The sequence below is a fragment of the Hymenobacter rubripertinctus genome, assembly GCF_003583925.1.
In the GTDB taxonomy this organism is placed as follows: domain Bacteria; phylum Bacteroidota; class Bacteroidia; order Cytophagales; family Hymenobacteraceae; genus Hymenobacter; species Hymenobacter rubripertinctus.
This window is the reverse complement of record NZ_QYCN01000010.1, coordinates 54,067-76,579: the sequence shown is the minus strand read 5'-3', so window position 1 is coordinate 76,579 and position 22,513 is coordinate 54,067. Positions and strand designations below refer to the sequence as shown.

Genomic DNA, 22,513 nt, shown 5'->3' with positions numbered 1-22,513 from the left:
TAAGCTCGATAAAAGGTGCTGTAGAATCAGATGCGGCCGCGTTGGCGGGGCGTCCAGGCCCAGTGTTTTTTGGGTTGTTTCATCTGAGTTGTCGGTTGGTACCTACAGCTCGTGATTGGTGGTGAAGTGGCGTTTCATGAAGGGGGATTTAACAATTCTTACAACTGCCGGGGCGAAAGTCAGTTCGTTCGGCTTATAGCAGAGGATCAGGAGAGCAGTGGCAACATACGGGCATTCTCGTTTAACGAATATAATAACACGGGAAAGTTGACTTTGGCGGGAGAGGATGGTAACTTATTCAACAACAACCTCCTGACTCCCTACCGCTATGAACCCAAACACCACTGCCCTCGTCCTCATCGAGTTTCAGAACGACTTCACCACGCCCGGCGGCTCCCTGCACGAGGCGGTGCGCGCCGTGATGCACCAGACCGATATGCTGGCCAACACCGTGGAGCTGGTGCGCAAGGCCCGCAACTACGGCGCGACCATCCTGCACCTGCCCATCAGCTTCACCGACAATTACCGGGAGCTGAGCCGCCAGCCCTACGGCATCCTCAAGGGCGTGGTCGATAGCAATTCGTTCCGGCAGGGCTCCTGGGGCGCGGAAATCGTGGAAGCCCTGCGCCCCGAGCCCCGGGACCTCATCATCGAAGGCAAGCGTGGCCTCGACGGTTTCGGGAGTACCAACCTCGATTTCGTGCTCCGCCAGCGCGGTATCACCCACCTGGCCCTGGCCGGCTTCCTGACCAACTGCTGCGTCGAGTCGACGATGCGTACGGCCTACGAGCTGGGCTACCAGGTGTACACGCTCACCGACTGCACGGCCACCGTGAGCGAGGAAGAACAGCGCCTGGCCTGCGAAAAGAACTTCCCCATGTTCTCCTACCCCATGACGCACACCGAACTGCTGGCCCATCTGGCCACCGCCGAGGACGAGGAAATATTCCAGGAAAGCCGGGGCTACAATCGGTGAATGCGTGAGTGGGTGAGACCGTCATGCTGAACGGCGCGGAAGCAATTCGTTCTTTCCGAAATCAAGAACGCTGACAAACACGAAGCCCCTGACGGCTGCTTGACGTCAGGGGCTTTTGGGTAATTCGGCGTTTTGCGCTCAGAAAAGGACGAATTGGCGGCTCGGTTCGCTAGCTGCGCCAGTCGGGCCATAACCCAGCGGCTTACTCATTCACCCACTCACGCATTCACCGCTACTGCACCCCGCCGGCACGGCGCTTTTCGTCTTCGGCCCCGCTTTTGGCGCGGCGGGCGGCGGCTACTTTGGCGTTGCCGAAGCGGTAGGTGAACGAGGCCGTGATGATGCGCGAGTCCTGGGCCGTGCGGTAGGACTCGGCCAGCGGCTGGTAGCGGGCCGAGACGCGCATGGGCAGGGTGTAGAACACATCGGCCGCGTTGAGCCGGAACGTGGCTGGCCCCACCGACTTCTGCACGCCGGCCCCCACCTGGGCAAAGGCGCGCACCAGCTGGTAGCCGTAGCGCTCCAGCGAGTTGTAGCGGCCATTCAGTTCGGCGCTCCAGCCGTGGGGCAGCTTAAACGAGTTAGTGAGGCCCAGGATAGCGCCGGGCTGGGCTGCGGGCAGCGGCTGGCCCTCCAGCTGGCCCTGGAAGCGGATGTAGAACAGCTCGGCGTCGGCGTAGAGCTTCCACCACTTGGCCGGTTCGAGCGGGGCCGCCAGCGTCAGAGCCCAGTAATCCTGGTTGGGCAGGTTCACGTCGGTGGCGGCCACCAGGCCCTGGGCATCGAGCCGATACACGCTCAGGATGGGGCGGTGGGTGCGGGTGTAGTTCAGGCCGGTGCTGTATTTCTCCTTGAACGTGTGCGTCAGCTCCACGCGGGTGCTGGTCTGGGGCCAGAGGGCGGGGTTGCCCACGCGGTAAGACGTGGGGTCGAGGTAGGAGCGGAAAGGGTTGAGCTGGTTGTAAGTGGGCCGGTCGAGGCGGCGGCTCAGGGCCAGCGTCAGCTCGTGGTGGGCCGTTAGCGGCCGGCTCAGGCTCAGGTTGGGAAACAGCTGGAAGTAGCGCCGCCGAAATTGCTGGCCGCCCACGTCCTGGCGGCCGTCGGTGCGGGTGTACTCGCCCCGCAGGCCGCCCGTCAGCGTTAGGCCCGGCCGGGTGCGGGTGAGGCTGGCGTAGCCGGCCCCGATGGTTTCGGTGTAGCGGAAACGGTTGGTGAGGCCCGTGTCGGTCTGCCGCTGGCCGTCCTGCTCGCGCTCGAACAGCACATCGTTGTCCGACGCCACCCGGCTGGCCTTGGCCCCGGCTTCGAGGCGCAGGCGGCCGCGCAGGTTGCGCACGTAGTCGGCTTTGGCGCTGCTCAGCCAGAGCGTGCCGTTTTGGTCGCCCAGCAGCCGGTTCGTGTTGTTCTGGGAGCGAAGCGGATAGGTGGTGAGTAGGTCGAGGCGGCGCCCCAGGCCGTAGCGGGCCGCGTCGAGGTCGGCCGTGAGCTCGGGCGTGCCCAGCGAGTCTTGGGCGAACTGGTGGCGCAGGCTGAGCACACCGGCCGCGTTGGGCGTGCGCAGGTCGCGGTTGTTGCGGGCCGTAAGGGTATTGGTCAACTGGCCGTCGGTGTTGGAGAAATCGGCCAGGTTCAAGCCCTGGGAAGGCAGCCGGCTGGCCAGTCCGCTCGCCACCAGCCCCACCGTGGTGCGCGGGCTCAGCGTGTAATCGGCCCCGGCCCGCCAGGTGTGCGACTGCAAGTGGGAGCGGGACGTGTTGCGCTGCTCACTGAAACGGGTTGGCTGTCCGTCCTGTAAGTAGGTGCGGCTGATGTCGAGGTCCTGAAAATTCTGGCGGTCGGCGTAGGCATAGGAGCCGAACAGGTTGAGGTTTTTCTGACGATGATTCAGGCTCAGGCCCCCCGTGAACTTGCCGTAGCGGCCCCGCCCGTAGGCGGCGTTGGCCGTGCCGTTGGTGCCCAGACGCTGGTCTTTCTTGAGGTGGATGCTGATAATGCCGGCCCCGCCCTGGGCGTCGTATTTAGCCGGTGGGTTGGTAATCAGCTCCAGTTCCTGAACCTGTTCGGCGGGCAGGCTCCGCAGCATATTGGCCAGCTCGGCCCCGGTCAGGGGCACGCGTTTGCCATCAAGCAGCACCAGCAGGCCGGTTTTGCCCCGCAGACTCAGGTTGTCCTGGGCGTCTACGGTCAGGCCGGGGGCGCGGCCGAGCACGTCGAGGGTGGTGCTGCCGGCACTCAGCGGGCTTTCGGCCACGTGCACGAGGGTGCGGTCGGGCAGGCGCTCAAACAGCGGCCGTTGCCCGTCCACGGCCACTCCGCGCAGCTGGGTGGCGGCGGCGGGCAGCAGCGTGAGCGTGAGCGGAGCCGCCGCGCCGGCTTCGAGCGGCCCCAGCCACAGGCGCTGGCAGCCCACCTGCGCCACCGACACCAGGTAGCGCCCCGCCGCCGGGGCCAGGAGCTGAAACCGGCCATCGGCGGCGCTGAATTCGGTTTTTACCACCACCGAATCGGTGGGGCGGTGCAGACTCAGGGTGGCGTATTCGGCGGGCGCGCCGGCGGCCGTGCGCACGGTGCCGGTGAAAACCGGGGTCGTTTGGGCCCGCAGGCCCAGGGGCATAGCGAGCAGCAGGGCCATAACGGCCGTTTGAACTCCGCTCAGGGAGCGGCAGGAATAGTATAGCATAAGAACACGTTCCGGAGGTTGTGAAAGGCGGAATGTGCAATAGGAATAGGAGGGGGGAGCAGCCTGGTGGCGGGCACCAGTGCTTCCGGGAGCAGGGTATTAATTCGCGGGGCGGTTGTGTTGCAGAACCCTACGAAAGCCGGAAGATAGAAAATAAGTTGCCGGCCGCAAGTGCGGCTTGCCGGTCAGGACCCTAAACCGGGCGGGACAAAACGAGCCGGTGGGCCGGGCAAGGGGCGCGAAACGAATTTCGGCGGCCCGGGTGCCGGAGGGGGTAAAACGAAATGGGTTTCGCCCTTACCCCGCTCCAGATGCTGGAAAGGGCGTTGGGCAGGCTGGCACCGGGTTTGAAAACGGGGAGGAACACCACCCCTTCTTTTCACCTAACCTCCCTTATCAGCCATGCACAACATTGATCGGACCCTACAGGAGCTGGAAGCCGGCCCGGGCTACCAGGATGAATTTGAAACCGGCTACGATGGCCAGCACGAATTCGAGCACGAATTCGAGGACGAGTTCGAGCAGGCCTTCGAGCAGAGCTTCAGCGCGGGCTACCAGAACGAAACCTTTGAAATGGGCGGCCCCGACCAGGAGCTGGAACTGGCCTACCAGCTGCTCGAAGTGGGCAGCGAGCAGGAGCTGAACCAGTTTCTGGGTGACCTGATGACGAAGGCCGCCGACGCGGGCCGTCGGTTCGTGGCCTCCGATAACGGCCAGAAAGTAGGGCGCTACCTGATGAACTTCGGCCAGAAAACCCTGCCCGGGCTGGCTGGCAAATACGGGGGGCAGGCCGGCGCGGCCCTGGGCGGCCGGGCCGGGGCCGCCCTCGGGGGGCGGCTGGGGCCGCTGGGAGCCCGGGCCGGGGCCGCGCTCGGCCAGGATACCGGCCAGTGGGCCGGCGGCAAAGCCGGCCGCTGGCTGGGTTCCAAGGCCGGCAACGTGCTGGCCAGCAACGCCAAGCGCATCTTCAACCTGGAGCTGGAAATGCTGGCCCCCGCCGAGCAGGAGCTCGAAATTGCCCGCTCCTTCGTGCGCTTTGCCAACGACGTGACCCGCCGGGCCAGCCAGATTACCCGCCAGAACCCCAACATCGGCCCCGCCGACCTGGGCCGCCAGGTGCTGGCGGCCGTGGTGCCGCGCCACGCCCCGGGGCTGCTGCCCGGCGGCATCCCCCGGGCGCGCGCCGCCAGGGGCTCCTGGAGCCGCCGCGGCAATACCCTTGTGCTGCACGGCGTGTAAGGGCTGGTTTTTAGCGGGTGGGTTCTGGTGAATGGTTTTTGGCTTTTCACTACTCCCTGAGCCCCTTCCACCAGCAACTGAACATCCCCAACCACCAATCAAAACCAACCATCATGTACAACGACAATGAATTTGAGTTCGAGGGCCCGGAGTTCGGCCACGAGTTCGAAATGGAAATGGAAGGCAGCTACGAGGCCTCCGACAACGGGGCGTCCTACGAGTTCGACCAGGAGTATCTGCGCGACGACGAATCCGAAAGCGAATCGGAGGATGAGGGGGAGGAGGAAATGGGCTACGGCCTGAGTGAGAACCAGGAAATGGAGCTGGCCCACGAGCTGCTGAGCGTGCAGAGTGAGCAGGAGCTGGACCAGTTCCTGGGCAGCCTGATCAAGAAAGCCGGCCGGGCCGTGCGGGGGGCGGTTCGGTCGCCGCTCTTCAAAAAACTGGGCGGGGTACTGAAAAACGTGGCCAGAAAAGCCCTGCCCATTGCCGGCGGAGCCATCGGTACCTTCTTCGGCGGACCGCTGGGTGGGGCCGTGGGCAGCAAGCTCGGGGGCTTCGCCAGCAAAATGTTTGAGCTGGAGCTGGAAGGGCTGAGTCCCGAAGACCAGGAGTTTGAAACGGCCCGGGCTTACGTGCGCTTCGCCAACGCGGCCACCCGCAACACGGCCGCCCTGCACCGTCGGCAGCCCCACAAGCCCGCTTCGGCCCTGGTGCGCCAGGCCCTGGCCAAGGCTGCGCACCAGCATGCGCCGGGTTTGCTGCGGCCCCGCAACACCGATGGCACCTTCCGCCGCGCCACGGAGGCGCCCACTACCCGCAGCTACGGCCGCAACGGCAACGGGCAAAGCAGCTCCGGGGGCCAACAGGGCTCCGGACGGCCCACCCGCGGCACTTGGACGCGCCGCGGCCGCACCCTCGTCATCCAGCTCTGATTATGGAGCTGTTAGCTAGTAGCTGATAGCCGTTAGCTTTTCTGCTGGAAGCCAGGTATTTACATCGGATGCAGCAGGTTCGCAGGTAGACAAACGCATAAGTGTTCTTCCCGTCATCAAACCATTCCCTCAGCTAATAGCTGTCAGCTAACCGCTCAAAAACATGCGACGCCCCGCCGATACCCACTTGCTGGTGAACGAAACCCAGGCCCTGCTGAGCCGGCTGCAACTCGTGCGCTCGTTCTCGCTGAACACGCCCATGGTGCTGGCCGCCGGGGTGTCGGGGGTGGCGCAGGCGGCCATCAACCGGCACCTGGCCCGCATTGCCTTCGATTTGCGCGGCCGCCTGGGCGAGTTCATCCGCTGGATCAGGAGCCCCGAAGCGGTGGCGGTGAGCACCGCCGACTGCCAGGGCCGCTACGTGCTGCTTAAGCTGCGCTTCAACAACCTGCTCGACCAGCTCGATATTTTTGCCGATGTGCTCACCCAGCGCGGGGAGCACGGCACCGGTACCTGGCTGGCCGGCCTCGATGTGCTGGCCGAAGACGCCCTGCGCCTGCCCGCCCACCTCTACGACGCCCCGCCCCTGATCTGCTTCGTGCAACGGGGCCACGGGGCGGCCATCCGCCGGGCCCGCACCCGCCTGCCCGGCGGCGACGACAACCCGGTGGGCGTAATTCAGATTCCGCGGGAGCGGATGGTGGGCAGCGGCATTGCGGCTTCCCTCATTCATGAGGTGGGCCACCAGGGCTCCGAGCTGCTGGGCCTCACCACCACCATCCGCGACGAGCTGAGCCGCCGCTACCTCGGTGGCACCAACCCGGCCCGGCGCCTGCCCTGGGAACTGCTCAGCCGCTGGCTGAACGAAATCCTGTCGGATTTCTGGGCCGTGGCCCACCTGGGCATTTCGGCCACTTACGGGCTGATGAGCGTGGTGAGCCTGCCGAGCTATTTCGTGTTCCGCATCAGCACCGACGGCCCCCACCCGGTGCCCTGGATTCGGGTGAAAATCAGCCTGGCCCTTGGTGCGGCCCTGTACCCGCATCCGCAGTGGGCGGCGCTGGGGCGGCAGTGGGAGGCCCTGTACCCCACCGATAAGCTGCCGGCCCGCAAGCGCGACCTGCTGGCTGCCCTGGAGCGGGTGCTGCCCGCCTTCGCCGGCCTCGTGCTGGGGCACCAGTCGGCGGCGTTGGGGGGGCGGCAGTTGGCCGGGCTGTTTCCGGTGGCCGAGCGCCGGCCGGAGCGGCTGCGGGCGCTGTTCGGGCAGTGGCGGGCCGCGCCCGCGCAGTTCGGGCAGTACCCGCCCACGCTGGTGTTCGCCGTGCTGGGCCAGGCCAAAGCCGACGGCCAGCTCACGGCCGGCCAGGAAACCCGGCAGCTGCGCCACCTGCTCACCCGCTGGGCCCTGAACCGGGCCAATGCCTACTGTGGCCCGCCGGCCCGGCCCCCGGGCGCATCTCCCTATCTCCAACTCTTAACCTCCTAGCCCCATGTACCGCGAGCTAAGCATCGACGCCAGCCAGATAACGCTGGGCGACCCCATCAACCTGACCCTGGAAGTGGGCACCGAAAACAACGATAAGACGCTGACCGAGGTGCTCAAGCAGTATCAGGGCCTCAAACTGGTTTTCCGGAACCTGTCGGAATCCGGGTCTGAGCCGGAATCTTACTTCTGGAAATTCAGCCTCCGCAAGGACGCCCTGGCCCCCCCCAAACCGGCCGATAACGCCGACCAGGGCCAGCTGCCCTTCCGCGAAATCAGCTACCCGACCGACGAAATTTCCTTGCTCGACAAGGCCAGCGTGCAGTTCAGCTGGCAGATTTCGACCTGGGACGAGCTGGGCACCTTTACAGTGGAAGGCTATTTTACCGACAGCCGCCTCGACTCCGACGACCAGCTGGCCCCGCTCACTGATTTCGGGCCGGTAAAGCTGCGCGTAATTGACCCCGTGGATGAGCGCCCGGCCAAGGTTACGCTACAGGCCGCCGGCCGCGAGGTAACCCCGGATCAGGCCCTGTGGACCCTGATCCGGCACCGCACCATCAACTTCGCCCGCTACCGGTCCTTCGTTGATCGGGTGATGTGCGCCGACCTCAACGAAGCCGGTCCGGTACGCCAGCAGCTGCGGACCCAGTACTCGCCCTTCTCGCGGGTGGCCTCCTGGGGCCTGCTCAAGAATGCCACTGAGTTTTATCTGATGCAGGAGGCTGGCCTGGCCCTCGACCACGACCTGGACTACGACGCCCTGAATGGGGTCGAAGACATTGGCGGCAACCGCAACCGGAGTCCGCGCCTGGAGCAGCTGCGCCGCCGCGCCGCCGACAGCAACCGCCTCGGTGGGGCCAATATCGGGGCCCTGCGCAACGCCTACCTCGACGAGCTGAGTAACCAGGAGGGCAAAGTGCTGCCGTATTTCGGGTTGATTCGGGATAAACTCGCCGATCTGCCCCTCAAGAAAGACCACGAGCTGGGCATTGGGTGCTACGGCATCCTGAAGTCGCGCCTGCAGAGCCCGCCCCTGATGGAGCTGATCTGGTCGTACTGGCACGAGGAGGGCGGGTTGGTGCAAACGATGAACATGCTGAGCCTGCGCTTCCAGAACGTGCGCCGCGGCGGCCCCGGCCAGGACCCGCTGGCCAACATCAACATCGACCCCCTGCGCCCGCTCGGGAATCTGCTCTGGGGCTACATCGAGGACGAGCGCAACCGGCTCACCCTCAACCGGCGCAACCTGGAATACCGCTATGAGTACGGCTACTCGCTCATCGGCAAGGCCGTGCAGGATATTCCGGTGGCCGAGCACCGCACCAACTTCCAGCACGGGTTCCACTCGCTGCTGCGGGCGGCGGTGGAGTTCTACCAGCAGGCCAACTTCACCACCGTCATCCCCGACGGCTTCCCGATGCTCAACAACCTGCGCGAGGTGCATCTGCTGCTGGCCGAAGGCGCCCACAACCAGTACGGCGACCTGCCCTGGACGGCCCGGGCCGAAATGCTGAGCCAGCAGTGGCTGCTGGCCCGCCCCGAGGTGCGCGAGTTTCTGGGGGGGCGCGTGATGGTGCCCTACTCCGAGCCCTGGATGGACCGGGTGGACAACATGAAGCAGCTGCAAGGCTGGAACCCGACCAATATTTCGCACTTCCGCGACCTGGGCGCATTCGGCGAGCAGCTGTTGCTCTCCATCCGCTACGGCTCCTGGAACGACCCCACCATCGGGGCTTCCAACGCCGCCAACTGGGCCCACTACTGGCGCGAGGAAATTCAGCGCTACATCCACGCCTACAAGGCCGTTACGGGCGTCGATATTGCCTCCGACATCGTGGATGCCCGCGTTGTTCTGCCGGCCAGCGAAGACCGGTACCAGCAGCCCGGCGCCCTCATTGAGCGCCAGGCCGCCCTGCAAGCCGCTTCCCAGCAGCGCAACCGCCAGCTCAGCAGCGGCGCACCCATTGGCCCGCCCCGGCCGGTAGCCGTTCCCGGTCTGCGCCGCGTGTCTTCGTAGTTGTTGGTCGTCGGTCGTCGGTCGTCAGTTGCTAGTTGTCAGTTGCTAGTTGTCAGGAGAACGTCATTCAGAACGCAGCGAAGAATCGTGCGTGCTGACGTTAGGGAATGTCTGTTCAAGCAACTTCACGCGAGATTCTTCGCTGCGCTCTGAATGAAGTCCTCCCGACAACTGACAACTGACAACCAACAACTGACAACCAGCAACCAGCAACCAAAAACCACCAACCAATATGCTCGACTTCACCTCGGCGCTTTATCTGGGCCGGCCGGCACTGCCCGCGCAGCTGCCGGCCGGCCTGGGCCTGACTACCGGCCAGCCAGCGGCGCTGCGCGAATCGGGGCTGGCGGGGGCGGTGGGTGCAGAGGTGGCCCGCCGCCAGGGGCTAGAAGCCGGGTTGCTGGCCCCGTCCACCCTGCACCTGTTCTGGGACGTGGTGCACCTGCTGCCGCCCAAAGCGGTGCTGTTGCTCGATGAGGCGCTGTACCCCGTCGGCCGCTGGGGCGCGGAACACGCCTTGCTGCGGGGCCACCAGGTGGTCCGGTTCCGGTCGGGCGACCTGGCGCAGCTGGGCCGCCTGCTGGCCGCCTACGCCCGGGCCGGCCGGGTGCCCTGGCTGCTGAGTGACGGGTGGCTGCTGGCGGCCGGCCGCCCCGCCCCGCTGGCCGATTACCAGCGCCTGCTCCGGCCCTTCCCCGGCTCCGTGCTCCTCGTGGATGATACCCAGGCTTTCGGGCTGCTCGGGGCTGCTCCCGGACCGGGCAGCCCCTGGGGCCGGGGCGGGGGCGGCAGCCTGGTGCATGCGGGGGTGGCGGGGGCAGGAGTGCTCACCATCACGTCGTTGGCGAAGGGGCTGGGCGTGCCGGTGGCGGTGCTGGCCGGTAGTGCCACCCACCTGACCCGGTTCCGGCAACGAAGCGAAACGCGGGTGCATACCAGCCCCGCCTCGGAGCTGCACGCCTGGCTGGCCGCTCAGGCCCTGCACCAGGATGCCCGGTCGGGCGACGTCCGCCGCCACCGCCTGCTATGCCGCATCTGCCAGTTCCGGCAGGCGCTGACCGCCGGCGGCCTGAGACCCGCCGGGGGGCTGTTTCCGGTGCAAAAACTGCGGCTGTCCGCTGCTCACGCCGCTTTCGGTCTGCACGAGTACCTGCGCCGCCGGGGTATCCGCGTCCTGCTGCTGGCCGATGCGCGCCGGCCTACCGTGCCCGAAGTCGCCTGCTGCCTCCGCGCCGACCACTCGGTGGCCGATATCGGGCAGCTGAGCCGGGCAATAGCGGTGGGGTTGCGCCAGCTGGAGCCCGGACTTCAGATTGAAGCGCCCGGTAACGCACAGCACCACTGGAAGGGGGGCTGAACGGAATGCCAGGTTGTAAAAAAAATGAAAGCAAGTGGATTAATGAATAGTGCTCTTTAGCCCCCAACGCCATGTCAGCCCCCTTTCTGCCCGTTACTCCGCAGGCCAACGTGTACACCACTAGCGGCCGGCTCCTGCGGGTGCCGCTACGGCCGGCCCCGCAGCTGGCGCCCGACTGCGGGGCCGGGTGCGGGCATCAGTTGGAGCCCCAGGTTATCCGCTGGTTCAGCCGGCAGGTGGCGGCCAACCCGGCCTTTACCAGCCAGGTGCGCTCGGTGCTGCTGATTGGCCGCCACCGGCCCTGCCCCCAGTGCCAGCAGGCGCTGCTACGGTTCCTGCGGCGGTTCCGGCTGGCCGGGAAGCTGCGGCGGGTAACGGCCGTTGGCCCAGGCCGCTGCGGCTGCGCCCGGTGCCGCCACCAAGGCTGACCAGGAGCCCGCTGTACCGCCGCCCGGGCCGGTTTCGGCCCCCTTCCGCTAACCCCCAATTTCTGCCTCATGCTCATCATCGACTGCCACTGCCACGCCGGTCGGGGCGACGGCCTTACCGGCCCCTGGGATACCGACGCGCCCCTCGGCTCCTACCTGGAGTGGGCCGACGAGGCCGGCATCCGGCGCACCGTGCTTTTCGCTGCCTTTCACTCCGATTACGCCGTGGCCAATGCCCAGGTGGCCGGCCTGGTACGGCAGCAACCCGGCCGGTTCTACGGTTTCGCCTTTGTGCACGCCCGCCGCGACCGGGGCCGGGTGCGCGAGCTGGTGGGCCGGGCCGTGCGCGACTACGGCTTCGTGGGCATCAAGTGCCACCGCTACGACGCCCGCATCAGCCGCGAAATATGCGACGTGGCCCGGGCTTTTTGTTTGCCGGTGCTCTACGATGTGGTGGGGGAAATTTCGGTGGTCGAGCTGTTGGCCGAGCAGTATCCCGACGTCAACTTTATCATTCCGCATCTGGGCTCGTTTGCCGATGACTGGCGGGCCCAGGCCGGCCTCATCGACTACCTGGTGCGCTGCCCCAACATCTACACCGATACCTCGGGCGTGCGTCGCTTCGACATCCTGCGCCGGGCCCTGGAGCGCGCTGGTCCCGGCAAGTTCCTCTTCGGCTCCGATGGTCCCTGGCTGCACCCGGGCGTGGAGCTCAGCAAAATCAAGGCCCTGCACCTGCCCAGATCCGCCGCCCGCCAGGTGCTGGCTGGCAACCTGCTCGGCCTCATCCGCCACGTGCGCCCCACGCCGCCGGCCGCCGCCCCCGTAACCGGAGTGGCCGAAGTGCCCGCTAGGTGGCGCGACCCGTGGCTTCTGGCTAATGGGTAAATGAATGATTGGACGGGTCAAACAGAACGTCATTCAACGCGAAGCGAAGAATCCTGCGTGTTCTCCTTGGGCTGGCTGGCTGGCTGGCTGGCTGGCTTTGCAACGTCGGCACGCGAGCTTCTTCGCTCCGCGCTGAATAACGTTCTCTTCCTGACAACTGACAACTGACAACTGACAACCAGCAAACGCATCATCTCACCATTTCACCTTCCGCGCGGTGCATCTGCAACGTTCTTTCGCTGCAACCCAGGCGGTGGGCGGCCAGTTTCAGGTTGCCGTTTTCGTGGCTGATGGCTACTTTTTTGGCTATTTCAGTTACCTGGTCCTTGATTTCCTTGAGCCCCAGGCCCTGGTAGAGCAGGCTCGTGACGCCGGTTTCCAGCTCGCCACCCGGGGCGGCGGCGTTTAGCCGTCCGAAATCGGGCCAGTCGGAGCGGGGAATATCCCCGATAGTGACGGGGCCTTCGCCCAGGTGCTTGTTGGCAATGCGGCTCACCAGCTGTTGGAGCTCGCGCACGTTGCCAGGGTAATCGGGCAGGAGCAGGAAGTCGTACACCTGCCGGTCGATGGGCTGGGTGAGGTGGTGATGCTGCCGAAAAAAATGTTCGGCCAGCGGGGCAATATCCTCCTTTCGCTCCCGTAGCGGGGGTAGCTGGCAGGTCCAGCCCGAAATCCGGTAGTATAAATCCTGGCGGAAAGTGCCCTGCCGCACTTCCTCGGCCAGGTTGCGGTTGGTGGCACTTACCAGCCGAAAGCGGGCCTGCCGCCAGGTGTTGCTGCCCACCCGCTTGTAGGTGCCTTCCTGCAAGGCCCGCAGCAGTTCCGCCTGCAAGGGCAGGGGCAGTTCGCCCAGCTCGTCCAGAAACAGGGTGCCCTCGTGGGCCAGCGCCAGCGCCCCGTCGCGGGTACTGATGGCGTTGGTGAAGGCGCCCTTCTCGTGTCCAAACAGCTCGGAGCCCGACAGGCCCGGAATGAGCGTCGTGCAGTCGACCACCACGCAGTCGCGCTTATTAGGGCGGGGGTCGAGCTGGTGCATGGCCTGGGCGACCAGCTCCTTACCGGTGCCGCTCTCGCCCAGTACCAGCACCGGGCAGTTGGAGTGGGCCATATCCACGAGCTGGCGCAAGGTGTTGAGCCAGCACGCGCTACGGCCAATGAGGCGTTGCTGCAAGTCGGCTACCTGTTCATCGAGCATCCGCCAGTAGTGCAGGCGCGAGCTGACAATCTGCACCGGTTTTTCCACCTCGAACCAGTTAAACACTTCCGCCACCCCGGCCCGCAACAGCCCCCAGATATCGGCCGACAGCAACGGCCCGAGCGAAACGGCTATCAGCTGGGTGGCAGCCGGCAGTTCGGCCAGCTCCTGCTGGAGGGCCGGCAAATCAGTTTCGGCATCCACGAACAGCAGGCCCGGTCCCGGGGGAGCTTCGCCGCCGCGCAAGGCCTGAGTAGCAAATCCAGCCTGTTCCAGCTCGCCCAGCAAGTCGGCCAGTTGGGCCAGTTGCCGGGTGTAAGGCCGGAACCATAAAGGGGCAGATTGCATCATGGCAAATCAGGCTTGGGAAACTCGCCGGCCCATTCTTCAGCAGGAGGGAGGCTTGCCAGCGCAGTCGGAGTGCCAACCAGTGTAAGGCTCCGCTGATTAGGTGCTGCTGGCTCTGCGTATGTTAAATATAGGATAATGAAAATTATGAATAAAGCAATAATTAAAATAATAACATGAATGGGCTTTTAACGGCTCCAAACAGTCTTTCATAGAATGAATAGCTGTTTTCGTCCGGCAGGACGACCGTATCAGATTGAGAAATAATGCTGCTGAAAGTGAAACTATAGGGGTGAAATGCAGAAGAGCCGCTCTCATCGAGAACGGCTCTTCTGATCTTGTGAAGTCGATAGAAGCCTACCGCAACGCTTCCAGCGCCGATTGCAGGCGGGGCAGGGCGGCCTCAATGGCCTCCAGGGAAGCCCCGCCCACCGACATGCGGAACCAGGGGGCCGTGTCATCAGTACCGAAGGCGCTGAACGGCACCAGGGCCAGGCGCGCTTCGCTGATGAGGTAGGACGTCAGCTCCTTGGTGGAGGTGAGCACCTGTCCGGCGGGCGTAGTGCGGCCCAGTACATCCAGCCTGGCCGTGAGGTAGATAGCGCCCATCGGCACCATGGAATCGACGGGTAGGCCGGCGCTTTTCATGGTTTGCAGGCCTTCGTGCAGGGTGTCGAGGCTGCGCTGGATGTTGTGCTTGAACGTACTCAGGTAGCGGTCTACGGCGGTGGTGGCGGGCAGGTAGTGGGCCACGGCCACCTGCTCGGCCTTGGGCGCCCAGGCCCCCACGTGGCCCAGAATGGCCTTCATCTTGTCAATTACCGGAGCCGGCCCGAAGGCGTAACCCACACGCACGCCGGTAGCGGCCAGGCACTTCGAGATGCCATCGATGTAGATGGTGTAGTCGCGCAGGGCGGGGCGCAGGTTCACCGGGTCGTAGTGGGCGGTTTCGCCGAAGGTGAGCAGCCAGTAAATCTGGTCGTAGAGTAGGTACAGCGGCTTTTCGCCGGGCTCCCGGCGCTCATTCTCGGCCAGCACCAGGTCGCAGATGGCTTCCAGATCCTCGCGGCTGAATACGGTGCCGGTGGGGTTCAGGGGGGAGCACAGGGCCAGCATAGTAGCCCCCGCCAGGTGGGGGGCCAGCTCCTCGGCGGTGGGCATGAAGTTGTTTTCGGGCCGGGTTTCCACCATTACGGCTTCGGCCCCCGAAAGGTGGCAGTAGTGGTTGTTGTTCCAGCTTGGCACCGGAAACACCACTTTATCGCCGGGGTCGATGAGGGCCAGGTAGGTGGCGTAGATGAGGGGCCGGGAGCCGCCGGCCACCAGGAAATCGGCGGCCGAGTACTCCAGGCCCAGCCGGCTCCGGGTGAAAGCGGCGGCGGCTTCGCGCAGGGCGGCCATGCCGTTGGCGGGCGGGTAGTTGGTCTGGCCCGCCTCGTAGGCACGGGTTATTTCATCCTTCAACTCGGCCGGAATGGGATAAATGGTCGGGTCGAAGTCGCCGATGGTGAGGTTACAGATCTGCTCCCCCTTGCGGATCATGTCGTTTACCTCGTTGCCGATTTTGATGATTTCGGAGCCAATCAGGCTGCCGGCCATTCGCGAAACTTGCATGCTGGTAGAGTAAAATCCCGTTATTCGTTTTTGGTTGCCCGTTGCTCGTGGTTCGTCTTTCAGGCCGGAAGAACGCTATTTTAAACAGAAAGTCCTTCCGCCGGGAAACGATAACCGGCTCACCGGGGCGTTTCCCGGCGGAAGGACTTACTTCTGTAGCGCCTACCTCCCTGACTGCTTGCTGCCCGAAAAACGAACAACCAGAAACGAACAACGAAACCCTACCACTCAAACGCCACACCCAGGGTAGGTTGCAGGCCCGAGTACACGTTGCGCAGGCGGCCGAAGCCCGCCGCCACGTTGGCCGTGGCCCACCAGTGTTTGGTTACGGCGTAATTGAGGCCCAGCGCGGCCGAGGAGTAGGCCACGCCCTCGCCCAGCCCAATGGCCCCGAACTTTTCGGTGTTGGGCTGGTGCACGTTGGCCAGCGGGCGGACCGAAGCCGTGAGCCAGGCTTTGCCTACCTGGTAGCCCACCTGGTAGCCCACCTCGGCCCCGTAGGTGTACTGGCTGGTGAAGCCCTGGGTGCGCTGGTTGTAGCCCGCGTCGAAGGTAACGTAGGCGGGCAGGCGGGGCGCGAAACTGTGCGAAAGCGCCGCCCTACCCCACACGTTCCACTCCCCGTCGCCGGTGGGCAGGGAGATGAAAATGACGGGGTCCTGGTAGCCGAAGCCCCGCCGGTTTTTGTCGCCGGTGGGCAGGTCTAAGGCCCGGCCCAGGGCCAGGGACCAGGCACCTTTCAGCACCCCGTAGCGCACGCCCACCTGCACGTCGCCGATACCCCGGGCGGGCGTGGTGGTGGCGTAGGCGGCCTGCCGGAATACGGGTGCGTTAGCACCAGCTCCCAGCGGTCGGGGAGGCCGTATTCGCCGTAGAGGCCCAGCACCAGCTGCCGGAACCGGGCCGTTTCAATGGTGTCGCCGTTGAGGAGGTGAAACCGGCGGGTGTTGGCGGTGGTGAGCCCAAGTTTGGTCTAGCCCCCGCCCTGGGCGCGGGTCCAGCCCCCGCCCGTCCGGCTTTCGGCGGCCAGCAATAGGGCCAGCCCCGTCAGGGCGGCCAGGGAGCGGGCGGGGGCGAAACGGACCCTCATGGCAGTAGGAAAAGCTTTTGCATAGCCATAGGGGAAAAGGAAAGCGGTGCTCCACAAAGGAACCTGTCGGATTTTACAGAAGTATCACGGCCGTTATATATTTGGTCTTCCCTGTCGGGCCGGAAGCGGTTTGGCAACGGCAGGCTTCGTAAACTTGCGGCTCCCTCATGCCGGTTCCGGCCGCTTCCGCTCATGCTCACGTTCTCCATCCCCGATTTAGCCGCTTTGCCCGCCGTGGCCGCCCAGGTGCGGGCCGCCATTGACGGGCATTCCATTATTTGCTTCGAAGGCGAGATGGGCGCCGGTAAAACCACTTTCATCAAGGCCCTGTGCCGGGAGCTGGGCGTAGCCGAGGAAGTCAGCAGCCCCACGTTTGCCCTCGTCAACGAGTACCGCACGGCCCGCGACGAGCCCATTTACCACTTCGATTTCTACCGCCTCAACGCCCCCCGCGAAGCCGAGGATATCGGGGTTCAGGAGTACTTCGATTCTGGCTATCTTTGCCTGGTTGAGTGGCCCAGCCGTATTGACGCCCTGCTGCCTCCCGACTGCCTGCTCCTCACGCTCACCGTCACCGGCCCCTCTTCGAGGGAATTGGCGATTATGAAGTATGAATTATGAATTATGAATTATGAATTATGAATTATGAATTATGAATTCGTTTTTTCTGAAAGCCTGCCCCAAACCCCGATTGTGAATTAGAATTCATGAACAAGCCGTTCTACCCGCCGAACGAAATTCATACTTCATACTTCATACTTCATAATTAAAAAGTGATGCCCGAAGCAGTACCCTCCGGATTTGAGTCGTTGGCCGCCAGCCGCGCCTACTTCACCCAGGAATCGATGCTGGCCGTGGAAACGCGCAAGCGCAAGCTGTTCATTGGGCTGCCCCGGGAAACGTCGCTCCAGGAAAACCGCATCTGTCTCACGCCCGAGGCCGTGAAGCACTTGGTGGAAAGCGGCCACGAAATTCTGCTCGAAAGCGGGGCCGGCGAGCCCAGTAAATACTCCGACCACGACTACTCCGAGGCCGGCGCCACCATTGCCTACTCCCAGAAAGAGGTATTCGAGGCCGATATTATCCTGAAAGTGGCCCCCGCCACCTACGATGAGATGGAGTTTCTGCGCAATGGCCAGACGCTGATTTCGGCCCTGCAATTCGGCTCCCTCACCGGCGACTACATCACGGCCCTGCTGCGCAAGAAAATCAACGCCATCAGCTTCGAACTCATTAAGGACCCCAGCGGAGCCCGGCCGGTAGTAAGGGCCATGTCCGAAATTGCGGGCTCCACCGTGATGCTGGTGGCCGCCGAGTACCTGGCGGCCCGCGCCGGCGACGAGGGCAAGGGCATCATCCTGGGCGGCATTACGGGCGTGCCGCCTTCCCAGGTCGTTATTCTGGGGGCCGGTACGGTGGCCGAGTACACCGCCCGCGCCGCCATCGGGCTGGGGGCCGAGGTGAAGGTGTTCGACAACCACCTCTACAAACTACGCCGCCTCAAGCAGAACCTGGGCCAGCCCCAGCTCTACACCAGCACCCTCGACACGTTTGCCCTCAACCAGCAAATCCGCCGCGCCGATGTGGTCATCGGCGCCCTCAACCCGGAGGAAGGCCGCATTCCGTTCATGGTGTCGGAGGAAGCCGTGTCGCAGATGTCGCCCGGCTCCGTGATTATCGACGTGAGCATCGACCAGGGCGGCTGCTTCGCCACCAGCGAAATGACCAGCCACGCCAAGCCCGTGTTCCGCAAGTACGACGTGATTCACTACTGCGTACCCAACATTGCCTCGCGGGTGCCGCGCACGGCCACCAACGCGCTGAGCAATATTTTCACGCCCATTCTCCAAGAAATCAGCCAGCATGGCGGCGTGAACGAGGTGCTGTTCACCAACGAGCATTTCCGGTCCGGCGTGTACGTGTACAAAGGCTCCCTGACCAACGCCAGCATCGCCCGCCGCTTCAACATGCGCTACAAGGAACTGGCCCTGATGATTGCCGTGCGCAACTAAGAAGCACAGATGTTGCAGATGAAACGGGTGTCGCAGATGATGAGGTCTGTAGAGCGAAGCAGCGCTTCGCTCTTACCCGACCAAAGCTGACTGATTGCTATAAAAAAAATGTGCGGTTGAGTTGCAACCGGCTGGATATTTATTGGCTCCTTGCGCTTGAATTATATCCGATTTGCTATGCGCGCATTTCCCGTTGTTATCCTCGGCTTGCTGACTACGGTCGGGGCCTTGCCGGCCGCCACCGCCCAGACGCTGGCCGTGGTGCAAACCGCCGCCCCGGCCGCCATTCCGCACTCCGACCTCAGCAGCCTGCGCTACGACCGTTCCGATACGCTGCGGGCCGTGCAGCACCTGTTCATGCAGCGCTCCAAGGCTACGCGGGGCTGGCTACAGGCCGGCACGGGTATTTTGGTGGAAGGAGCGGTGAAGAAGGTAGTAGCGAAGGCTTCCAAACGAAAAAACCAGCCGGAATACGTGCAGGACTTCTACGAGGACCTCGACCAGCAGGCCAGTCAGGACATCGTGGTGGGCGCCCTGATGACGGGCTACGGTGCGTACCGGCTGAGCCGCTTCGGCCCCGGGCAGTACCGGCGGGTGGTAGTGGCCTACCAGGAAGGCCAGCCGCTGCCGCCGTACCTGACGCGCAAACTGAAAACCAAGTATTTCCGCCTGCTGCCCATTGGTAGCCGCAAGGAGCGCGCCCAGGCCGTGCGGTAGAGTACTATCTAACCCAAGTTGCCTTTAGGTTTGTGGGGTAGGATAAACCTAAGAACCGGACTAGAATCAGCTTTTAGCACTCCGCAAGTTCAGATTAGGTAGGTTATTTTTTTACGCCAAAAAAATAACCTACCTAATCTGAACTTGCGGAGTGCTAATCCTGGCAAATACAGGTAGCAGTTCGAAAGCAGGTAAAACTACTCCGCCGCCAGCAGCAGCGTTTTCCAGGCGTCGAGCAGGCGGCCTTCTTCCAGTAGCTTCTGGCCCAGCAGCATCAGTTCCTCGCGCTGGCGGGTGGGGGAGCCGTGGTGCTGGCTCAGGGTGTAGCTCACCAGCGGCTCCTGGCGGAAGGCGGCTATTTCCTCGGTGGTAGGGATGGACTGGGCTTCGATGTTGGCTAGGCGGCCCAGGTTGTTGCCCGTCAGCACGTCGGAGGTGCGGATAAACTCGGGGAGCTGGTCGATGCCGATGCCCAGGTTGCGGTTGGGCTTGGGTACCTCGAACAGGCTGCTGCCCGAGGCCCGGCAGTACCAGTCGCCGCCGAGGCGGGCAATGGCGTCGAGCTTGAACGGGTCGATGCCGGTGCCGCTGGGCAGCACGATGTCTTCGCGGAAGTGGGCCATCACGACCCGGCAGATAATGAGGTTGCCAGCCCCGTTGTTCTGGCCCAGCTCAATCACCTGCTCCACCACGCACTCGAAGGCCGCCGGGGCCTCCAGCACCCGGGGCGGGCGCACCTTCTGGCTGGGCAGCTCGGTGAAACCGGCCTTCACGAACTCGTTTACACCCTTCTCGTACTCGGTGCTTGATAGCGACATCTGCTCCACCATGGCGTAGTCGCAGATGTGGATGACGACTTCGGGTACCTCGCGCACGTTTTGCAGGGTGTGTTTCTGGGAGTTGTCGCGGACGCGGTTGGCAGGCGAAAACACCAGGATGGGCGGGTTGGAGCCGAAGCAGTTGAAGAAGCTATAGGGGCTCAGGTTCACGCTGCCGTCGGCGGCAATGGTGCTGGCGAAGGCCACGGGGCGCGGGGCAATGGCGCCCACCATGAAGGGGTGGAGCTGGGCGGGCGTGAGCTGGGCGGGGTCGATGGTACGGAAGGAGGCGGGAGCGGACATGGGCGGAGTTACTGGGTTTGCGGGCCGAAGTTCAGGGTTTACGGGCAATAGTTGCGCGCCGCCCGTCATCCGGAGCGGAGCGAAGGGCCTTATCACGCCTGAAAGAGCTGATGGCCCGACTGGGGCAAGGTTTTTCGCTCCGCTCAGGATGACAGAATAAGCGGTGTCCGGCTCATATTCGCAACTATCAATACTTTTACCGCCAAGTCAACCTCTTCAGCAGCCCGCTATGTTCGGAATCAACCACAGTCAGTTCGATTCGATGACTTACGTCATCCACTACAAAAACGGGCGGGTGCAGAAGGAGGGGCGGGGCCTGTCGTTCTACTATTTCGGGCCCAACAGCTCCATTGTGGCCATTCCGATGGGCAGCAACGATTTGCCCTTCATCTTCAACGAAACTACGGCCAACTACCAGACCGTTTCCATCCAGGGCCAGATAACCTACAAGGCCGGCGACCCGCGCCAGCTGGCCGACCAGCTCGACTTTACGGTCGACAGCCGGGGCATCTACAAGAAAAATGAGCTGGAAAAACTGCACCAGCGCATCATCAACGAGGCCCAGACCGCCACGTCCACCTTCGTGCAGAGCCTGGGCTTGAAGGACGTGATGCGCTCGGCCAAGGCCGTGGAGCTGAACATTGCCGAGGGGCTGGCTGCTTCCAAGGCCATCGGGCTGCTGGGCATTGAGGTGCTGGCCGTGAACGTGCTGGCCGTGAAGGCCACGCCCGAAATGGGCCGGGCCCTGGAAACCGAAACCCGCGAAAAAATTCAGCAGGAAGCCGACCAGGCCATTTTTGAGCGCCGCAACTTCGCCGTGGAACAGGAGCGCAAAATCAAGGAGAGCGAGCTGAACACCGACATTGCGGTGGAGGAGAAGAACAAGCAGATTGCCGAGAAGAAGATGGAGGGCGAGATGCAGCGGGCCACCAGCACCCGCAAGCTGCGCGAAATGCAGGTGCAGGCCGATATTGCCGTGGAGGAGCAGCGCAAGCTGCTGCTGGAGCAAACCACGGCCAACCAGCGCCAGGAAGCCGAAACCCGGGGCTACGTGCTCGAAACCACCCTGCAACCCTACAAGAACATGGACTGGAAGCTGCTGGTGGCCCTCAACAACAACCCCGACCCCAAGTTCAACATCGCGCTGGCCTTCCGGGAGCTGGCCGAAAACGCGGGCAAAATCGGCAACCTCAACATCTCCCCCGACCTGCTCGATTCGCTGCTGACCAGCCCGCCCGCCCGTTCCGAGCGCCCCGATAACCGGTCCGATGACCGGCCCGACTTTCCGGTGGACAGCCGGCCCCCCAACCGCTCCGGTAACCGCCGATGAGCCAGCGCGACTACGCCATTCTGGTGCGCGGCAAAACCCGCCTGGAGCAGCTGGTGGAGCGGTTTAATACCCCCGCCCAGGCGCGGTTCTACATCGAGAGCGTGGGCGGGGAGTTTGCCGAGTACGAGGCTGAAAACGAGCGGTTTCAAGCCTCATTTTCCCTGGTCCAGCGCCAGCTTTCGGCCCTGATCAAGAACAAAATCGTGGAGCGGGCTTACCTGCCCTCGTTTTTGTTCAACCCCCAGCAGCTGGTGGTGGTGGTGGGCCCCGATGGGCTGGTGGCCAACACGGCCAAGTACGTGGGTGGCATCCCGATTGTGGCCATCAACCCCGACCCGGAGCGCAACGACGGGGTGCTGCTGCCCTTCACGCCCCGTAATTTCGGGCCTGCCGTAGAACGGGTGCTGACCGGCAAGTTCCGGGTGCGCGAGGCCGCCCTGGCCGAAGCCCGCCTCCAGGACGGCCAACGCCTGCTGGCCTTCAACGACCTGTTCATTGGGGCCGCCTCCCACGTGTCGGCCCGCTACCGGATTTCGTATCAGCGCACCACCGAAACCCATTCTTCGTCGGGCATTATCGTTTCCACCGCCTCGGGGGCCACGGGCTGGCTGAGCTCCATTTTCAACATGACGGCCGGGCTGACCGAATTTCTGGACCCCGCCGAGGACGCTCTGCCGCGCCCCGCGCTGGCCCCCGAGGAGCTGCTGTTCGTGGTGCGCGAGGCCTTCCGGAGCCAGCGCACCCAGTGCGGCCTCACGGCCGGGGTACTCACGGCCAACGTGCCGCTGGTGGTGGAGTCGATGATGCCCACCAACGGGGTTATTTTCTCCGATGGGGTAGAAAGCGACTTTCTGCACTTCAACGCCGGGGCCATTGCCACCATTGGGGTAGCGAAGGAGAAGGCCAGTCTGGTGGTGGGGTAGGGCACGATGGGCTGACCGTACCGGCTTCCGCCGCTGTGCAACCGAATTCCGGCCGACTGAGCGTATTTCGCTTGTCGGTTGCGGTGTGTGCTATCAGCCAGATCCTGTTATAGTATCTTTGGTCGCTTATATAGTCAGTCTATATGCTTCTCCTAAG

At 63.9% G+C, this 22,513-nt stretch carries 18 protein-coding genes; 13 read left to right on the top strand and 5 right to left on the bottom strand.

Annotated features, from left to right (window positions below; translation table 11 throughout):
* The first annotated feature begins 328 nt into the window (after positions 1-328).
* Positions 329-976 (top strand): cysteine hydrolase, encoded by a 648-nt coding sequence (locus tag D0T11_RS08385; protein WP_119655334.1) that lies wholly within the window; start codon positions 329-331, stop codon positions 974-976.
* Positions 977-1,208: 232 nt separating this feature from the next.
* On the opposite strand, the gene D0T11_RS08380 is transcribed toward D0T11_RS08385, so the two are convergent.
* Positions 1,209-3,608, bottom strand: a complete 2,400-nt coding sequence (locus tag D0T11_RS08380) for a TonB-dependent receptor (protein ID WP_182888313.1) — start codon at positions 3,606-3,608, stop codon at positions 1,209-1,211.
* Between the two features lie 450 nt (positions 3,609-4,058).
* On the opposite strand from D0T11_RS08380, the gene D0T11_RS08375 reads away from it, so the two are divergent.
* The 7 genes from D0T11_RS08375 to D0T11_RS08345 all read left to right on the top strand — a co-directional run bounded on the left by D0T11_RS08375 (position 4,059) and on the right by D0T11_RS08345 (position 12,006).
* Complete coding sequence (locus tag D0T11_RS08375; RefSeq protein ID WP_119655332.1) at positions 4,059-4,895, top strand: hypothetical protein; 837 nt, start codon at positions 4,059-4,061, stop codon at positions 4,893-4,895.
* Positions 4,896-5,008: 113 nt separating this feature from the next.
* Positions 5,009-5,830 (top strand): hypothetical protein, encoded by an 822-nt coding sequence (locus D0T11_RS08370; RefSeq protein ID WP_147374575.1) that lies wholly within the window; start codon positions 5,009-5,011, stop codon positions 5,828-5,830.
* Positions 5,831-5,993: 163 nt separating this feature from the next.
* Complete coding sequence (locus D0T11_RS08365) at positions 5,994-7,316, top strand: hypothetical protein (protein WP_119655330.1); 1,323 nt, start codon at positions 5,994-5,996, stop codon at positions 7,314-7,316.
* Between the two features lie 4 nt (positions 7,317-7,320).
* Positions 7,321-9,333, top strand: coding sequence for a hypothetical protein (locus D0T11_RS08360; protein ID WP_119655329.1), 2,013 nt, complete (start codon positions 7,321-7,323; stop codon positions 9,331-9,333).
* 232 nt (positions 9,334-9,565) lie between these two features.
* Positions 9,566-10,690, top strand: a complete 1,125-nt coding sequence (locus D0T11_RS08355) for a PLP-dependent aminotransferase family protein (protein ID WP_119655328.1) — start codon at positions 9,566-9,568, stop codon at positions 10,688-10,690.
* 71 nt (positions 10,691-10,761) lie between these two features.
* Positions 10,762-11,118 carry a hypothetical protein gene (locus D0T11_RS08350; protein ID WP_119655327.1) on the top strand — a complete coding sequence of 119 codons (357 nt, stop codon included), beginning with the start codon at positions 10,762-10,764 and terminating at the stop codon, positions 11,116-11,118.
* Between the two features lie 69 nt (positions 11,119-11,187).
* Positions 11,188-12,006 carry an amidohydrolase family protein gene (locus tag D0T11_RS08345; protein ID WP_119655326.1) on the top strand — a complete coding sequence of 273 codons (819 nt, stop codon included), beginning with the start codon at positions 11,188-11,190 and terminating at the stop codon, positions 12,004-12,006.
* 190 nt (positions 12,007-12,196) lie between these two features.
* Here D0T11_RS08345 and D0T11_RS08340 read toward each other — a convergent pair whose 3' ends face one another.
* From D0T11_RS08340 to D0T11_RS08330, 3 genes are all read right to left on the bottom strand, one after another.
* Positions 12,197-13,552: a sigma 54-interacting transcriptional regulator gene (locus D0T11_RS08340; protein ID WP_119655325.1), complete on the bottom strand. Its 1,356-nt coding sequence runs from the start codon at positions 13,550-13,552 to the stop codon at positions 12,197-12,199.
* 354 nt (positions 13,553-13,906) lie between these two features.
* The gene (locus D0T11_RS08335; protein ID WP_119655324.1) at positions 13,907-15,163 is read right to left on the bottom strand and encodes a pyridoxal phosphate-dependent aminotransferase; all 1,257 of its coding nucleotides are present in this window, start codon (positions 15,161-15,163) and stop codon (positions 13,907-13,909) included.
* Positions 15,164-15,384: 221 nt separating this feature from the next.
* On the bottom strand, positions 15,385-15,927 hold the full coding sequence (locus tag D0T11_RS08330; RefSeq protein ID WP_147374574.1) for a hypothetical protein: 543 nt from the start codon (positions 15,925-15,927) through the stop codon (positions 15,385-15,387).
* 518 nt (positions 15,928-16,445) lie between these two features.
* Here D0T11_RS08330 and tsaE point away from each other — a divergent pair.
* The 3 genes from tsaE to D0T11_RS08315 all read left to right on the top strand — a co-directional run bounded on the left by tsaE (position 16,446) and on the right by D0T11_RS08315 (position 18,982).
* Positions 16,446-16,874, top strand: coding sequence for a tRNA (adenosine(37)-N6)-threonylcarbamoyltransferase complex ATPase subunit type 1 TsaE (gene tsaE / locus D0T11_RS08325; protein ID WP_119655322.1), 429 nt, complete (start codon positions 16,446-16,448; stop codon positions 16,872-16,874).
* Positions 16,875-17,029: 155 nt separating this feature from the next.
* Positions 17,030-18,265, top strand: a complete 1,236-nt coding sequence (locus D0T11_RS08320; protein ID WP_119655321.1) for an alanine dehydrogenase — start codon at positions 17,030-17,032, stop codon at positions 18,263-18,265.
* A gap of 177 nt (positions 18,266-18,442) precedes the next feature.
* The gene (locus D0T11_RS08315; RefSeq protein WP_119655320.1) at positions 18,443-18,982 is read left to right on the top strand and encodes a hypothetical protein; all 540 of its coding nucleotides are present in this window, start codon (positions 18,443-18,445) and stop codon (positions 18,980-18,982) included.
* Positions 18,983-19,179: 197 nt separating this feature from the next.
* On the opposite strand, the gene D0T11_RS08310 is transcribed toward D0T11_RS08315, so the two are convergent.
* Entirely contained in the window at positions 19,180-20,103 is a 924-nt protein-coding gene (locus D0T11_RS08310; protein ID WP_119655319.1) for a flavin reductase family protein, read from the bottom strand.
* Positions 20,104-20,332: 229 nt separating this feature from the next.
* Between D0T11_RS08310 and D0T11_RS08305 the strand changes: the two genes are divergently transcribed.
* Positions 20,333-21,433 carry an SPFH domain-containing protein gene (locus D0T11_RS08305; RefSeq protein ID WP_245990683.1) on the top strand — a complete coding sequence of 367 codons (1,101 nt, stop codon included), beginning with the start codon at positions 20,333-20,335 and terminating at the stop codon, positions 21,431-21,433.
* Positions 21,430-22,356, top strand: coding sequence for an NAD(+)/NADH kinase (locus D0T11_RS08300; protein ID WP_119655318.1), 927 nt, complete (start codon positions 21,430-21,432; stop codon positions 22,354-22,356). Before D0T11_RS08305 ends, D0T11_RS08300 begins: the two co-directional genes overlap by 4 nt.
* Positions 22,357-22,513 lie beyond the last annotated feature (157 nt).